Here is a 14,944-nt window from a genome sequence, read left to right as displayed (position 1 = left end):
ACATTGTATGCCTGCGTCTACCAGGCGCGGTAGGTTTTTCCGGATTCTGCGCCATCCACGCAACGGCTGTAGGCACGGGCCACGCGACTGGCCTGAACCGGCTCGAAGCCATAAAACAGCGACTCGAATTTTTCCGCCGACTCCTCCAGCAGCGAAGGATTGACCACGTTGATGCGCAGCCCGCGCGGCAGCTCAATCGCCGCGCCGCGGGCAAAGCCCTCGATGCCATGGTTGACGGCGACCGTGTTGGCGCAGCCGCGCAGCGGGTTGTGCGCATCGACGCCGCTGGTCAAGGTGATCGAGCCGCCATCGTTCAGCGCGTGCTGCGCGACGAGCGCCACGTTCACCTGCCCCATCAACTTCGAAGCGAGGCCGATGCGGAACTGATCGTGCGTCATCTCCTGCAGTGGACCGACATGGAGCGCACCTGCCGCCACCACCACATCGTCCACCCTGCCCGCTTCCGCAAACAAGGCCCGAACCGAAGCGATGTCCTCGATCGCTACGCGATGATCGCCGCCGCTGCGGCCAGCAGTGATCACGCGATGCCGCTTGCCCAGCTCCCGCACCACGGCGCTGCCGATGGTGCCGCTGCCGCCAATTACCAGGACCGAACGCATTACCATACGCGGTAAGTCTTGCCGTTTTCCGCACCTTCCACGCTGCGGCTGTAAGCCAGCGCCACGCGCTTCACCGGCACGGTTTCGATGCCGTAGAAGTAAGGACCGTAAGCATCCACCGACTCATTGACCAGGGTCGGGCTGATGACGTTGATGCGCAGGCCGCGCGGCAGCTCGATGGCAGCGCCGAGCACGAAGCCTTCCACCGCAGCGTTGACCGCGCTGGCATTGGCGCCGTAGCGGATTGGCTGCTCGGACAGGATGCCGCTGGTCAGGGTGATCGAGCCGCCGTCATTCAGGTACTTCTGTGCAGCCAGCGCCACGTTCACCTGGCCCATCAACTTGGAATTCAGGCCGGTGTAGAACTGCTCCGCGGTCATTTCCTGCAGCGCGCCGAAGTGCACATCGCCGGCAGCCACCACCACCCCATCCACCTTGCCGACTTTTTCGAACAGTGCCTGCACCGAAGCCGGTTCCTCGATCTTCACCTGGTACTGGCCGCTGCTGCGGCCAACGCTGATCACTTCGTGGCGCAAGCCCAGTTGCTCCACAATGCCTTTGCCGATGGTGCCCGAAGCGCCGATAACGATGATCTTCTTCATGTTGAATCTCCTGTTGGGTTTCGAAGTGAAGCCAGTATGCGCTCCGTCACCACAGGAATAAATGAGCTATCATTTAGATGATTACAAACTCATGGTTAGCAATGGACAAACTTCGCAGCATGGAAGTATTCGTCGCCGCCGTCGACACCGGCAGTTTCACGGCGGCGGCAGAACGATTCGGCATATCCGCCGTCATGGTCGGCAAGCACGTGCGCGAGCTGGAACAAAAGCTTGGCGCCGCCCTGCTGACGCGCACCACGCGGCGCCAGTCGCTGACCGAGATCGGGCGCCAGTATGCTGAACAATGCCGCGCCATCCTGGCGCAGATCGGCGCCGCCGAAAGCCTGGCCGAAACCATGCGCGTGGCGCCGCGCGGGGTACTGAAGGTGACGGCGGCAGTCTCGTTCGGCATGGAATGGCTCAGCCCCATGATCCCCGACTTCCTCGCGATGTACCCCGAAGTCAGCGTGGACCTGAACCTGAACGACCGCATGATCGACATGGTGGAAGAAGGATTCGACATTGCCGTGCGCATCGGCACGCTGGAAGATTCGTCGCTGGTAGCGCGCCCGCTGCGGCCGTACGGCGTGGTGATTTGCGGTTCCCCCGACTACCTCGCAAAAAACGGGGTACCGCAAATACCGGCCGACCTCGCGCAGCACGAATGCCTGGAATTCAGCGGCTGGGTGCCGCAAGCACGCTGGCGCCTGAAAGGCGACAAGGACGGCCGCCACGTCGCCTTAAGCCGGCTGCGCGCCAACAACAGCTACGCGCTGAAGCAAGCCGCACTGAAGGGTTTCGGCCTGATCATGCAAGCCGAAACAGCGCTGGCGCAAGACATCGCCGCCGGCCGACTGGTACGCGTACTCGACGACTACCTGCCCACCCCGCGCCCCATGCACCTGCTCTACCCCCGCGACCGCCAGCCCACACCCAAGCTGACCAGCTTCGTCGACTTCATGCTCACCCGCCTCGGCCCTGGCAATTAAAAAGTCGGGGTCAGCTCCGGCAATCGGACATTTCGCGCAGCGAAATGTCCGATTGCCGGAGCTGACCCCGACTTTCGACTTCTAACCCTTAAGGGGCTTGCCAGCCGCCGCCGAGGGCGCGGGCGAAGCTGACGGTGGCCAGCATGCGCTGCGTGTTGATTTGCACCGCGGCGCGCTCCGCTGCCAGTGCGCTGCGCTGGGCGTCGGTGACGTCGAGGTAGGTGCTGATGCCGCGCTCGTAGCGGGCGCGGGCGACGTCGTAGGCGCGGGTGGCGGCTTCGCGGGAAGTCGCTTGGACCTTGCCTTGCTGCGTACGCTGCTGCACGTCGGACAGGGCATCCTCCACTTCACGCAGGGCGGTCAGCAGCCTGCCTTCGTGGTTGGCTACCGCTTCTTCGTAGCGGGCTTTGGCAACGGTCAGGTTGGACTGGTTGCGGCCACCGTCGAAGATCGGCAGCGACAGCGCCAGTGGGCCGAAGCTGAAGGCGCGCGAGCCGCCTTTGGCGATCTCGCTCAGGCTTTCCGATGCATAGCCGAAGTTGCCGGTCAGGCTGACCGATGGGTAGAACGCGCCTTCCGCGACGCCCACATTGGCGTTGGTGGCGCGCAGCGTGGCGACACTGGCTGCCAGGTCCGGACGATTGGCCAGCAGGTTGGCGGGCAGGCCGGTTGGAATGACCGGCGGCGCCGGCATCTCGGTGGCCGTTGCCGGCTCCAGTTGCATCGACGATGGCGATGCGCCTACCAGCACGGCCAGCGCGTGCTCCAGGGTGTTGCGCTGGCGTTGCACTTCTTCCAGGTCGGCTTCGGCGTTGGCGCGTTCGATGCGGGCGCGCGAGGTGTCCAGCTCATTCGACAGGCCGGCATTGAAGCGGGCATTCACCAGTTCCTCGGTTTCCTTGCGGGTGGCCAGCGCGCCGCGCAGGATCGCCATTTCGGCATCCAGGCCGCGCAACTGCCAGTAGGAGGTGGCGATCTGCGACGACAGCAGCAACAGCACGCCGTCGCGGTCATGGCTGGSGGCCAGCGCTTGCGCATCGGCCGATTCCACGGCGCGGCGCACGCGGCCGAACAGGTCCAGCTCGTACGAGAAGCCTGCGGCGACAGAATAGTTGTTGCCATGGATCGAGCGGTGGCCCAGCGCGATACCTTGCGAGGTATTGGCCGAGGTACGCGAATTCGAGACGCCGGTGCTGAGCGTCACGGACGGCAGCTGGCTGGCCTTGGTCAGCCCCAGTTGCGCTTCGGCCTGGAACAGGCGCTGCGCCGCCGCCTTGACGGTCGGGCTGTCGCGCAGGGCCTGGTGCTCAAGCCGGTTCAGCGTGTCGTCGCTGAACACGGTCCACCACTGCGCCGGCAATTGGGCTTCGCCGGATGCGCCTTGCGGCGCGTGGCGGAAGGCCTGTTCCTTCATCCCGGCAGGCGCTTTGAAGTCGCCGCCTACGGTGCCGCAGCCGGCCAATACCGCCGCTGCGCCAACTGCCATTGCAATCATTTTGATGTTCATAGTTCTTTCTCTCATTTAGTGCGCGCCGGAGCCGCCACCCGAGGGGGACTTCACCTTGTCGGACAGCCACAGGATCAGGATGCAGGACAGCAGGATCGCGCCCACGATCAGGAAACCGTCGTTGTATGCCATCACGAAGGACTCGCGCCGCACGATGCTGTCGACCGCCTTCAGCGCCTTGTCCGATGCGGTGACCGGGTCGAAGCCCTTGCCGATGAAATTCTGCGTCAGCTGGTCCAGGCGCAACTGGGTCGCGGCCGAGAAGCTGTTCACTGCCTCGCCCAGGCGGGCCGAGTGGAAGTGTTCGCGCTGCGTCAGCTGGGTCGCCAGCAGGGCAATGCCGATCGAGCCGCCCAGGTTACGGATCATGTTGAACAGGCTCGATGCCGATGCGGTGTCTTTCGGTGCAATGCCGTTCATCGCAAAGTTCGACAGCGTCAGCATGACAAACGGTTGGCCCAGCGCGCGCACCACCTGCGACAGCAGCAACTGGTCATAGCCGGTGGTCGCGTCCATATAGGCATTCATGATGCACGACACGCCGAACAGCCCGAGGCCGATCGAGCACAGGATGCGGTTGTCGACCTTCATCGACAGCTTGGCCGCGAACGGCATGATGAACAGCTGCGGCAAGCCGGCCCACATGATGACTTCACCGATCTGCATCGGCGAGTAACCGGCGATCTGGCCCAGGTACAGCGGCAGCAGGAAGGACGAGCCATACAGGCCCATGCCCATCACCGCTGCCAGCGCCGACGCCACCAGGAAGTTACGCTGCGCGAACAGCCCCAGGTTGACGAAGGGTTGCGGGCGCATCGCGCTGGTCAGCACCCAACCGAGCAAACCGACGATCGCCAGGCCTGCAAAGGCGATGATGAAACCGGATTCGAACCAGTCCTTGCTATTGCCCTCTTCCAGGAAGATGGTCAGGCAGCCCAGGCCCATCGCCATGAAGGCGATGCCCAGCCAGTCGGCGTTGAACAACTCGCTCAGTTTGCGTTCTTCATGATCGAGTCCGTATGCGACACCGGCGATCAGCAGGATGCCGGGCGCCCAGTTGATATAGAAGATCGATGGCCAGCCATACAGTTCGCTCAGGTAGCCGCCCAGGGTCGGGCCCATGGAAGGCGCGAGGGTTGCGGTCAGGCCGAAGATGGCCATGCCGACTGCGCGCTTGGAAGGAGGCAGCTTGGCCATCACCAGCGTCATCGCCATCGGAATCAGTGCGCCGCCGGTAAAGCCCTGCAGCATGCGGAACAGGATCATGCTTTGCAGGTTCCACGCCGCGCCGCACAGGGTCGAGAACATCAGGAACAGCGCGGTGGTACCCATCATGTAGCCGCGCATGCCGAAGGTGCGCGTCAGCAGCGCGGTCAGCGGGATGACAATGATTTCCGCCACCAGGTAGGCGGTCGAGATCCAGGAGCCCTCTTCCTGCGTGGCGTTCAGCGCGCCGAGGATGTCGCGCAGCGAGGAGTTGGTGATCTGGATGTCCAGCACCGCCATGAAGGCACCCAGCATGCCTGCAGCGACTGCGATCCAGGTGCGGCCGGATACCCGGCCTTCAGGCACCGTCATTGGGGCGCTCATTTTACGTTGGCTGCCTGAGTGTTCGATTTGATGCTGACTTCAGCGATGGCCGACATGCCCGGCACCAGGCGGCCTTCATACGCTTTCAGGTCTTCCGGCTTGAAGGTGATCTTGACCGGCACGCGCTGTACGATCTTGGTGAAATTGCCGGTGGCGTTATCGGCCGGCAGCAGCGCGAATTGCGCGCCGGAGGCTGGAGAGAACGAGTCCACGCGGCCAACCAGTTCCTTGCCAGGCAGCGCGTCGATGGACAGGCTCACTTCCTGGCCCACGCGCATGTCGGCGAGCTGGGTTTCCTTGAAGTTGGCGGTGATCCAGACATTGTCCTGCACCAGCGCCACCAGCTGCTGGCCTGGCTGCACGCGCTGGCCCACTTCCAGGCTGCGCTTGCCGACGCGGCCTTCGACCGGGGCGACGATGCGGTTGTATGCCAGTTGCTGCTGCGCGTCTTTCAGCTGCACTTGCAGCACCTTCACTTGCGCCTTCAGCACTTCGCGCGCGGAGGTCGCGGAACCGATCTGCGCTTTCGCCGCGACGGCGCTGTCCTTGCGTGCTGCCACGTCGGCAGTGGCGCTGGCGCGGGCCGCATTGGCGGCATCCAGTTCGGCTTTCGAGACAGCCTTCATCTGGCTGGTATACAGCTGGCCGTAGCGCTCGGCGTCCTGCGTGGCGCGCAGCTGGTTGGCCTGCGACTGCGCGACTTGGGCGGCGGCGGCGCTGGCTTGCGCGTTGACCTGGGCGATCTGGGCGTCGGCCTGCAGCACTTGCTGCTGCACGCTGGCGATCTGCGCCTGGATCTGCTCTACCTTCACCTGCTGGTCGAAGGGATCGAGTTCGGCGATCACATCGCCGGCTTTCACGAGCTGGTTGTCGTCCACCAGCACCTTGGTCACCACGCCGGAGATACGCGAAGACACGGGATGCACGTGGCCTGCCACATAGGCGTTTTCCGTTTCCACGTAGTGATGGCTGCGGTACCACATGCGGCCGCCGGCGCCCAGGGCTGCCAGGGCGATCAGGCCGGCGACCAGGAGCACGCGACGGTTAGGAGGGGTGGCGGCAGGCGCGGCTTCTGGCACGGCGCTGAGCACTTTTTGTTCGGCTGGGTTGTGCTGGGACATGGTGGGAAACTCCCTGAAAATGAAATGAGTCGTGTGCATTATTCGACAATCAATGACCAAAGTCAAGAAATGAAACGATTGCATTTCATTTTTATTTGACTTAAAGTAGGGGCTATCTGATAGCCTTCGGGCATTACGTACGGTATCCATCATGTCTGTTGAACAAGTTACTGAGCCAGTCAAAGCGGGCCGCCCGAAGGCAGCGGAGGCCGAATCACGCCTGAATGACCTGCTGGATACGGCTGCCCACCTGATCCTGGAAAAGGGATACGGCAAGGTCAGCCTGGAAGCCATTGCCAAGGAGGCAAGGGTTGCCGTGCGCACGATTTACGTGAAATTCGGCGGCAAGGCCGGCCTGCTGAAGGCCATCCTGCTGCGCTACCGCGCCGGCGCCTTCGACCCTGCCGGCATGGAAACCCTGCACCGCCCTATCCGCGACACCCTGCTGGAATTTGGCCTGCGTTTCCATCGCCTGGTCAGCACGCCCGAAGCCACCTCGCTGTACCAGATCGTGGTGGCGGAAGCCCACGCCAACCCCGACCTGGCGGAAGCCTTCTGGGATGCCGGCCCGCGCCAGACGCGCGAACTGCTGGCGCGCTATTTCGCCCGTCCGGATATCGCAGCCCAACTTGACACGAACTCGTCGCCGGAGCGGCTGGCGATCCACCTGATGAACTGCCTGATGGGCGACCAGTTGCGCCGCTTCCTGTTCGAATCGCGCTGCGGCGTAGCGACGACGCCGGAAGAAATCGAGCAGGGTATCGAGCTGTTCCTGCGCGGAGTCGTCAAGCGATAAGTGCCCTTTAAGCGTGCGCGGCAGCGTATGTGCGCTAGCGCACGGTGGCCCTTCGGGTAGCTGCCGGATACTGACCTTCTCAAGAACATAATTAAAGTGGGAGGTTGTATGAGCAAGGTCGATCGGCTCGAATGGAGCAGGAAAATCGCCACGATTAACGAGCGCATCAAAGGCTTCCAGGCAAACCCCAACAAGGAACACCTGGACGCCGCGATCAATGAACTGAAGGCCTATGCAGAAGCTGCCAATAGCGGCGGCATCGAAATCCCAGAGCGCTTCATAGCGAGCTAACAACAAACCGGGCAAAAGCCCGGTTTTTTATTGCAGCAACCCGCTTCATGTGTCACGATGCCCACCCCTAGTATCAACTTATTGGTAGTGAATCATGAGCGAACAAGCAACCCAACAGCAGCAAAACGACGACCAGAAATTCTTCGAGAACATCGACGCCTACATTGCACTGGCCAACGCCCACGAAAACAGCAATAAAGGCGCGCCACAGCTGGTTGGCGCCAGCCTGCTGTTCGCAGCCGCCCGCTACAACATCTTCCTGGTAGCCCGCGCCCAGGGCGACCTGGAAACCTACAACGCCAAGAAAGAAGAAGCCAAGGCTTACTTCATGGACCAATTCGGTAAAATGTTCGACGACAACTGGAACGACTACAGCCAGCACTACGAGCAATACCGCAACCAGAAGTAATGTCCACCTTGGGGCGGTCCGGCGATCCGGCAGGAACAAAAGTGGACATTTTTGTTCCTCCCCAGGTCTCCGCCCTCCCCTGATCTAGATCAGTTCACTTTATTGTCACGGTGCTATCGTCGGTGAATGAGCCGACCACCACGCCCCTGCTCCCAGATGCCTTCTACCACGTCACCGCACGTGGCAATCGCAAGGCCAATATCTATCTTGACGAGCGCGATTACCTGATCTGGCATGGCCTGGTCGCGCGCACCGCCGACCGCTTCGGATTCATCTGCCATGCGTATTGCCAGATGCCGAACCATTTCCATCTGCTGCGATATAACGACCATTCGAGCGCGCTCTCACGGTGCAAACGATACCGAACGCATCCGGGCGTATTGTGACTTCATATCCGCCGGGATTGGCGGACACAACCCATTGAAACCACCTCCCCTGCCCATCGTTACCGACAAAATGGACCGTCAGCAAGCCATCGCTGAAGCCTTGCGTGCAGGCGAGCACAGCCCCACTCAAATCGCAGAGCATTTCAAAGTTTCAACGAAGACGGTACAAAGAATGCGCGCAGCCGAAGCTGCGCGTTGAAGAAGAGAAAATGTCCACTTTCGTTCCTGACCCCTAGGTGGACATTTTGCTGGAGCAAGCTTAGCGCTTGCGCGGTGGCGGCAGGTCGGTGCAGACGCCTTCGTAGGCTTCGGCCGCCATGCCGATCGATTCGCCCAGGGTCGGGTGCGGGTGGATCGTCTTGCCGATGTCGATGCCGTCGGCGCCCATTTCGATCGCCAGGGCGATTTCACCGATCATGTCGCCGGCGTGCGTGCCGACGATGGTGCCGCCGATGATGCGGTGGGTCTCCGCATCGAACAGCAGCTTGGTGAAGCCTTCGTCGCGGCCGTTCGCCACGGCGCGGCCGCTGGCTGCCCATGGGAAGTGGCCCTTTTCAACCTTGATGCCTTTGGCTTTCGCTTCGTCTTCGGTGATGCCGGCCCATGCCACTTCCGGATCGGTGTAGGCTACCGATGGAATGATCTTGGCGTCGAAGTAGGCTTTCTCGCCATGGGCTGCTTCTGCTGCGACGTGCGCTTCGTGCACGGCTTTGTGGGCAAGCATTGGCTGGCCGACGATGTCGCCGATGGCGAAGATGTGCGGTACATTGGTGCGCATCTGGCTGTCGACGTTGATGAAGCCGCGGTCGGTGACCACCACGCCGGCCTTGTCGGCGGCGAGCTTCTTGCCGTTCGGGCTGCGGCCGACTGCTACCAGGACCATGTCGTACAGCTGCGGTTCCGGTGCGGTGGCGCCGGCTTCGGCTGCTTCGAAGGTGACCTTGATACCTTCCGGCAGCGCTTCCACGCCGACGGTCTTGGTCTTGGTCATGATGCGGTCGAAGCGCTTCTCGTTGTACTTCTGCCAGACCTTGACGGCTTCGCGGTCGGCGCCTTGCATCAGGCCGTCCATCATTTCGACCACGTCGATACGCGCGCCGAAAGTGCTGTAGACGGTGGCCATTTCCAGGCCGATGATGCCGCCGCCGATGACCAGCATCTTCTTCGGCATGAAGCGCAGTTCGAGTGCGCCGGTGCTGTCGACGATGCGCTTGTCTTCAGGGACGAATGGCAGCTTCACCACGCTGGAACCAGCGGCGATGATGGCTTGCTTGAACTGGACTACCTTCTTGCTGCCGTCTGCTGCGGTGACTTCGATATGGTTCGGGCTGAGGAACTGGCCGACGCCCTGCACTACGTTCACCTTGCGCATCTTGGCCATGCCGGCCAGGCCGGTGGTCATCTTCTTGATGACGCCGTCCTTGTAGCTGCGCACCTGGTCGATGTCAATCGTCGGCTTGGCGAAAGTGACGCCGTTCTTGGCCATGTGGCTGGTTTCGTCCACCACGGCGGCCAGGTGCAGCAGGGCTTTCGATGGGATGCAGCCGACGTTCAGGCATACGCCGCCCAGGGTCGCGTATTTCTCGACCAGCACGGTGTTCATGCCCAGGTCTGCGGAGCGGAAGGCGGCGGAATAGCCGCCCGGGCCGCCGCCCAGGACCATCATGTCGCAGGTGACGTCGACCTGGCCGGCGTAACCGCCGGCTTGCGGCGCGCTTGCAGGAGCTGCCGGTGCGGGTGCGGCGGCTGGTGCCGGGGCTGGGGCGGCGGCGGCCGGGGCTGCGGCTGCGCCGGAGGTCTCCTCGACCACCATCAGCGCCGAGCCTTCGCTCACCTTGTCGCCGACCTTGATCTTCAGCTCCTTGATCACGCCTGCGTGGGTCGATGGAATCTCCATCGATGCCTTGTCGGATTCCACGGTGGCCAGCGATTGGTCGACCTTGACGGTATCGCCAACCTTGACCAGCAGTTCGATCACTTCAACTTCCTTGAAGTCGCCGATGTTCGGTACTTTAACTTCGATCATCGCGGCCTCCTTACAGCAGGATCTTGCGCATATCGGCCAGTACTTCGGCCAGGTATGCAGCGAAGCGGGCACCGGACGCGCCGTCGACCACGCGGTGGTCGTATGACAGCGACAGCGGCAGCATCAGGCGCGGCACGAATTGCTTGCCGTCCCATACTGGCTTCATGGAGGACTTGGACAGGCCGAGGATCGCCACTTCCGGTGCGTTCACGATCGGGGTGAAGGCAGTACCGCCGATGCCGCCCAGCGACGAGATGGTGAAGCAGGCGCCCTGCATGTCGGTCGGTTTCAGCTTGCCTTCGCGCGCTGCCAGCGAAAGTTCGCCCATTTCCTTGGCGATCTGCGACACGGACTTCTGGTCGGCATTCTTCACCACCGGTACCACCAGGCCTTGCGGCGTGTCGGCGGCGAAGCCGATGTTGTAGTACTTCTTCAGGATAAGGTTCTCGCCCTTCTCGTCCAGCGAGGAATTGAAGGTCGGGTATTTCTTCAGCGCCGAGACGGAGGCCTTGATCACGAACGCCAGCATGGTGAGCTTGACGGCGTCCTTGTTCTTGGCATTGGCGTTGTTGCTGTCGACGCGGAACTGTTCCAGGTCGGTGATGTCGGCGTCTTCGAACTGCGTCACGTGCGGGATCATGACCCAGTTGCGATGCAGGTTCGGGCCGGAGATCTTCTTGATGCGCGGCAGCGGGGACAGTTCGGTTTCGCCGAATTTGCTGAAGTCCAGCGACGGCCACGGCAGCAGGTTCAGGCCTGCACCACCGCCAGCGGCGGCCGGCGCGGCGCCCGGCGATGCTACCGCGCCGGAGACGATGCCTTTGACGTAGTTCTGCACGTCCAGCTGGCTCACACGGCCTTTCGGACCGGTGCCGCCAACGCGGGTCACGTCCACGCCCAGTTCGCGCGCGAACTTGCGGACGGATGGGGAGGCGTGGGCGAGCTTGCCGTTCACCGCAGGGGTGGACGGCGCGGAAGATGCTGCGGGCGCTGGGGCAACGGCGCTGGCGGCTGGAGCGGCTGCAGGAGCTGCGGCCGGTGCAGTAGCTGGCGCGGATGCTGCGGCTGCAGGCGCGGCTGCCGGGGCGCCGCCGACCGCATCGACGATCAGCACCAGCGAGCCTTCAGCGACCTTGTCGCCTACCTTGACCTTGATCTCTTTCACCACGCCGGCGTGCGACGATGGAATTTCCATCGAGGCTTTGTCGGATTCGACGGTCACCAGCGACTGGTCTTTGGCGATGGTGTCGCCAACCTTGACCAGTACTTCGATGACTTCCACTTCCTTGAAGTCGCCGATGTCCGGCACCTTCACCTCGACCGGGCCGGCCGATGCAGCGGCCGGCGCTGGCGCGGCAGCTGCGGCGGGCGCTGGGGCTGGGGCCGGTGCCGGCGCAGCAGCCGCTGCGGGAGCTGCGGGAGCTGCTGCAGGTGCAGCGGCAGCGCCGGAAGCTTCAACGACCAGCAGCAGCGAGCCTTCGGCCACCTTGTCGCCCACCTTCACTTTGATTTCCTTGACGACACCAGCCTGCGACGAAGGGATCTCCATCGATGCCTTGTCCGATTCAACGGTCACCAGCGACTGGTCAACCTTGATCGTGTCGCCCACCTTGACCATCAGCTCGATGACTTCAACTTCCTTGAAGTCGCCGATATCCGGGACTTTCACTTCAACCATGCTCATAGTGTTTGCTCCGTCTTCTATTTATTGGGTCACCGGATTTGGCTTGTTCGGGTTGATGCCGTACTTCTTGATGGCGTCTTCCACCACCGACATCGCGATCTTGCCTTCGTCCGCCAGGGCGCGCAGGGAAGCGACGGTGATGTAGTAACGGTTCACCTCGAAGAACTCGCGCAGCTTGGCGCGGCTGTCCGAACGGCCAAAGCCATCGGTGCCCAGCACCTTGTAGGTGCGGCCGGCAGGGATGTATGGACGGATCTGGTCGGCAAATGCACGCATGTAGTCAGTGGTGGCAACGATCGGGCCGGTGCTGTCCTTCAGCAGGCCGGTCACGTAAGGCACGCGCTGCTCCTTGGTCGGGTTGACCATGTTCCAGCGGTCGCAATCCTGGCCATCGCGCGCCACCAGGGTCAGCGAAGGAGCGGACCACACGTCGGCGGCGATGTTCCAGTCGTTCTTCAGCAGTTCCGCGGCGAAGATGGATTCGCGCAGGATGGTGCCGGAGCCGACCAGCTGCACGCGCTGCTTGGCGGCTTTATCGCCTTCTTGCAGCAGGTACATGCCCTTCAGGATGCCCTCTTCCTGGCCTGGCTTCAAGCCTGGGTGGGCATAGTTCTCGTTCATGATGGTGATGTAGTAGAACACGTCTTCCTGCTCACCGACCATGCGGCGCAGGCCGTCCTGGATGATCACAGCCAGTTCATGGCCAAAAGTAGGGTCGTACGGCACGCAGTTCGGGATGGTCGCGGCAACGATGTGGCTGTGGCCATCTTCGTGCTGCAGGCCTTCGCCGTTCAGCGTGGTGCGGCCGGCGGTACCTGCCATCAGGAAGCCGCGTGCGCGCATATCGCCTGCCGCCCATGCCAGGTCGCCAACGCGCTGCAGGCCGAACATCGAGTAGTAGGTGAAGAACGGGATCATCACGCGGTTGTTGGTCGAGTACGAAGTCGCGGCGGCGATCCACGAGCTCATGCCGCCCGCTTCGTTGATACCTTCCTGCAGGATCTGGCCGGCCTTGTCTTCGCGGTAGTACATCACCTGGTCTTTGTCGACCGGCTCGTACAACTGGCCTTGCTGGTTGAAGATACCGATCTGGCGGAACAGGCCTTCCATACCGAAGGTACGGGACTCGTCAACCAGGATAGGCACCACACGCTGGCCCAGGGACTGGTCGCGCAGCAGTGCGGTGATGATACGCACATAAGCCTGGGTGGTGGAGATCTCGCGGCCTTCCGGAGTCGGGTCGGTCACGGCCTTGAAGGCGTCCAGGCCCGGTACTACCAGTTGCTCGTCGGCCTTGGTGCGGCGCGACGGCAGGTAGCCGCCCAGCGCTTTGCGGCGCTCGTGCAGGTACTTCATTTCAGGCGCGTCGTCGGACGGCTTGAAGAACGGGATGTCTTTCAGCTTGTCGTCCGGGATCGGGATGTTGAAGCGGTCGCGCATTTCGCGGATCGCTTCGTCGTCCAGCTTCTTGGTCTGGTGCGCGGTGTTGCGCGCTTCGCCGGACTTGCCCATGCCGAAGCCCTTGACGGTCTTCACCAGCAGCACGGTTGGCTTGCCGACGGATTCGTTGGCCTGCTTGAATGCGGCGTAGATCTTGTGCGGATCGTGGCCGCCGCGGGTCAGGCGCCAGATGTCGTCGTCGGACATGTTGGCGACCATTTCCAGCAGCTTCGGATGCTTGCCGAAGAAGTGCTTGCGCACGTAGGCGCCGTCCTTGGCCTTGTAGTTCTGGTATTCGCCGTCGACGGTTTCCATCATCACCTTCTGCAGGATGCCGTCCTTGTCCTGTGCCAGCAGGTTGTCCCAGCCCGGGCCCCAGATGACTTTGATGACGTTCCAGCCGGCGCCGCGGAAGTCCGCTTCCAGCTCCTGGATGATCTTGCCGTTGCCGCGCACCGGACCGTCCAGGCGCTGCAGGTTACAGTTGACTACGATGTTCAGGTTGTCCAGCTGTTCGCGGGCAGCCATGCCGATCGCGCCCATCGATTCCGGTTCGTCCATCTCGCCGTCGCCGCAGAAGGCCCAGACTTTACGGCCTTCGGTGTTGGCGATGCCGCGTGCGTGCAAGTACTTCAGGAAGCGTGCCTGGTAGATCGCCATCAGCGGGCCCAGTCCCATCGACACGGTCGGGAACTGCCAGAATTCCGGCATCAGTTTCGGGTGCGGATAGGAAGACAGGCCTTTGCCGTCCACTTCCTTGCGGAAGTTCAGCAGCTGTTCTTCGCTCAGGCGACCTTCCAGGAAGGCGCGCGCGTAGACGCCTGGGGAGGAGTGGCCCTGGATGTACAGCAGGTCGCCGCCGTGGGTCTCGCTCTCGGCTTTCCAGAAGTGGTTAAAGCCGATGCCCAGCATGTTCGCCAGCGAGGCGAACGAGGACAGGTGGCCACCCAGGTCGCCGTCGGCGCGGTTGGCCTTGACCACCATTGCCATCGCGTTCCAGCGCATCCACGAGCGCAGGCGCTCTTCGTATTCCAGGTTGCCTGGGCAGTGGGCTTCTTTATGGGCGGGGATGGTGTTGACGTAGGCGGTGTTGGCGGAGAACGGGATATCGGCGCCGCGGCGGCGCGCCAGGTCGACCAGTCGCTCCATCAGGTAGTGGGCACGCTCAGGGCCTTCGTTTTCCAGGACGGCTTCCAACGCCTCCAGCCATTCTTTGGTTTCCTGTGCATCAGGATCGTTGGCCGTTTGTGCCGTGACCTGGTCAAGTTGAGCTGACATGTAACTAGTCTCCTATCGATTGAAGGCGCCCCACCCTTTATGTCTCCGGACGGTGCAGGTGATTATTTACTAAGACTTTGGCTAAGTGTGAAGGATTCTATCAGCGAATCCTTTGTTTTTCAAATTGCGGAAGTTGATTTCATATTGCGAAATGCGTTGCGGATCTACAAATGGTTGTAATGGTTAATTGTCGGTGGGAAATCTC

Annotated in this window: 13 protein-coding genes; 5 read left to right on the top strand and 8 right to left on the bottom strand. The window is 62.3% G+C overall.

Features of this window, described 5'->3' with window-relative positions; all coding sequences use genetic code 11:
- Nucleotides 1-17: 17 nt before the first annotated feature.
- Complete coding sequence (locus ASD07_RS12805) at nucleotides 18-620, bottom strand: short chain dehydrogenase (protein ID WP_055930361.1); 603 nt, start codon at nucleotides 618-620, stop codon at nucleotides 18-20.
- Nucleotides 620-1,222: a short chain dehydrogenase gene (locus ASD07_RS12800; RefSeq protein WP_055930358.1), complete on the bottom strand. Its 603-nt coding sequence runs from the start codon at nucleotides 1,220-1,222 to the stop codon at nucleotides 620-622. Before ASD07_RS12800 ends, ASD07_RS12805 begins: the two co-directional genes overlap by 1 nt.
- Nucleotides 1,223-1,323: 101 nt before the next feature.
- Here ASD07_RS12800 and ASD07_RS12795 point away from each other — a divergent pair, with 101 nt between their 5' ends.
- Nucleotides 1,324-2,211 carry a LysR family transcriptional regulator gene (locus tag ASD07_RS12795; protein WP_055930355.1) on the top strand — a complete coding sequence of 296 codons (888 nt, stop codon included), beginning with the start codon at nucleotides 1,324-1,326 and terminating at the stop codon, nucleotides 2,209-2,211.
- A gap of 88 nt (nucleotides 2,212-2,299) precedes the next feature.
- Here ASD07_RS12795 and ASD07_RS12790 read toward each other — a convergent pair whose 3' ends face one another.
- From ASD07_RS12790 to ASD07_RS12780, 3 genes are read right to left on the bottom strand one after another with little or no spacing between them, the layout of a single operon-like run.
- The gene (locus ASD07_RS12790; RefSeq protein WP_055930352.1) at nucleotides 2,300-3,718 is read right to left on the bottom strand and encodes an efflux transporter outer membrane subunit; all 1,419 of its coding nucleotides are present in this window, start codon (nucleotides 3,716-3,718) and stop codon (nucleotides 2,300-2,302) included.
- Between the two features lie 15 nt (nucleotides 3,719-3,733).
- A complete protein-coding gene (locus ASD07_RS12785; protein WP_229207133.1) occupies nucleotides 3,734-5,296 on the bottom strand; it encodes a DHA2 family efflux MFS transporter permease subunit in 1,563 nt (520 codons plus the stop codon).
- 8 nt (nucleotides 5,297-5,304) lie between these two features.
- Complete coding sequence (locus tag ASD07_RS12780) at nucleotides 5,305-6,429, bottom strand: HlyD family secretion protein (RefSeq protein WP_055930346.1); 1,125 nt, start codon at nucleotides 6,427-6,429, stop codon at nucleotides 5,305-5,307.
- Nucleotides 6,430-6,580: 151 nt separating this feature from the next.
- Between ASD07_RS12780 and ASD07_RS12775 the strand changes: the two genes are divergently transcribed.
- The 4 genes from ASD07_RS12775 (at nucleotide 6,581) to ASD07_RS30820 (ending at nucleotide 8,311) form a co-directional block, all read left to right on the top strand.
- Nucleotides 6,581-7,225 (top strand): TetR/AcrR family transcriptional regulator, encoded by a 645-nt coding sequence (locus tag ASD07_RS12775; RefSeq protein WP_055930343.1) that lies wholly within the window; start codon nucleotides 6,581-6,583, stop codon nucleotides 7,223-7,225.
- Nucleotides 7,226-7,333: 108 nt separating this feature from the next.
- Complete coding sequence (locus tag ASD07_RS12770) at nucleotides 7,334-7,516, top strand: hypothetical protein (RefSeq protein WP_055930340.1); 183 nt, start codon at nucleotides 7,334-7,336, stop codon at nucleotides 7,514-7,516.
- 94 nt (nucleotides 7,517-7,610) lie between these two features.
- Complete coding sequence (locus ASD07_RS12765) at nucleotides 7,611-7,925, top strand: DUF3144 domain-containing protein (protein ID WP_055930337.1); 315 nt, start codon at nucleotides 7,611-7,613, stop codon at nucleotides 7,923-7,925.
- A 122-nt stretch (nucleotides 7,926-8,047) separates the two neighbouring features.
- Nucleotides 8,048-8,311 (top strand): transposase, encoded by a 264-nt coding sequence (locus ASD07_RS30820; protein WP_162246556.1) that lies wholly within the window; start codon nucleotides 8,048-8,050, stop codon nucleotides 8,309-8,311.
- 259 nt (nucleotides 8,312-8,570) lie between these two features.
- Here the strand turns inward: ASD07_RS30820 and lpdA are convergent, their stop codons facing one another.
- From lpdA to aceE, 3 genes are read right to left on the bottom strand one after another with little or no spacing between them, the layout of a single operon-like run.
- Nucleotides 8,571-10,337 (bottom strand): dihydrolipoyl dehydrogenase, encoded by a 1,767-nt coding sequence (gene lpdA / locus ASD07_RS12755; protein WP_055930331.1) that lies wholly within the window; start codon nucleotides 10,335-10,337, stop codon nucleotides 8,571-8,573.
- 10 nt (nucleotides 10,338-10,347) lie between these two features.
- The gene (gene aceF / locus ASD07_RS12750) at nucleotides 10,348-12,021 is read right to left on the bottom strand and encodes a dihydrolipoyllysine-residue acetyltransferase (protein WP_055930328.1); all 1,674 of its coding nucleotides are present in this window, start codon (nucleotides 12,019-12,021) and stop codon (nucleotides 10,348-10,350) included.
- Nucleotides 12,022-12,042: 21 nt separating this feature from the next.
- Nucleotides 12,043-14,739 carry a pyruvate dehydrogenase (acetyl-transferring), homodimeric type gene (aceE, locus tag ASD07_RS12745; protein WP_055930327.1) on the bottom strand — a complete coding sequence of 899 codons (2,697 nt, stop codon included), beginning with the start codon at nucleotides 14,737-14,739 and terminating at the stop codon, nucleotides 12,043-12,045.
- Between the last annotated feature and the right edge of the window lie 205 nt (nucleotides 14,740-14,944).

The organism is Duganella sp. Root336D2, from assembly GCF_001425005.1.
Classification (GTDB): Bacteria; Pseudomonadota; Gammaproteobacteria; order Burkholderiales; family Burkholderiaceae_D; genus Rugamonas.
This window is presented reverse-complemented; position numbering and strand designations above follow the sequence as displayed.

Excerpts from the sequence above, each read along its gene's own strand:
- ASD07_RS12795 (WP_055930355.1), top strand. The coding sequence starts at position 1,324 with ATGGACAAACTTCGCAGCATGGAAGTATTCGTCGCCGCCGTCGACACC.
- lpdA (WP_055930331.1), bottom strand. The coding sequence starts at position 10,337 with ATGATCGAAGTTAAAGTACCGAACATCGGCGACTTCAAGGAAGTTGAA.
- ASD07_RS12780 (WP_055930346.1), bottom strand. The coding sequence starts at position 6,429 with ATGTCCCAGCACAACCCAGCCGAACAAAAAGTGCTCAGCGCCGTGCCA.
- aceF (WP_055930328.1), bottom strand. The coding sequence starts at position 12,021 with ATGAGCATGGTTGAAGTGAAAGTCCCGGATATCGGCGACTTCAAGGAA.
- ASD07_RS12785 (WP_229207133.1), bottom strand. The coding sequence starts at position 5,296 with ATGACGGTGCCTGAAGGCCGGGTATCCGGCCGCACCTGGATCGCAGTC.
- aceE (WP_055930327.1), bottom strand. The coding sequence starts at position 14,739 with ATGTCAGCTCAACTTGACCAGGTCACGGCACAAACGGCCAACGATCCT.
- ASD07_RS12765 (WP_055930337.1), top strand. The coding sequence starts at position 7,611 with ATGAGCGAACAAGCAACCCAACAGCAGCAAAACGACGACCAGAAATTC.
- ASD07_RS12805 (WP_055930361.1), bottom strand. The coding sequence starts at position 620 with ATGCGTTCGGTCCTGGTAATTGGCGGCAGCGGCACCATCGGCAGCGCC.
- ASD07_RS12800 (WP_055930358.1), bottom strand. The coding sequence starts at position 1,222 with ATGAAGAAGATCATCGTTATCGGCGCTTCGGGCACCATCGGCAAAGGC.
- ASD07_RS12775 (WP_055930343.1), top strand. The coding sequence starts at position 6,581 with ATGTCTGTTGAACAAGTTACTGAGCCAGTCAAAGCGGGCCGCCCGAAG.
- ASD07_RS12770 (WP_055930340.1), top strand. The coding sequence starts at position 7,334 with ATGAGCAAGGTCGATCGGCTCGAATGGAGCAGGAAAATCGCCACGATT.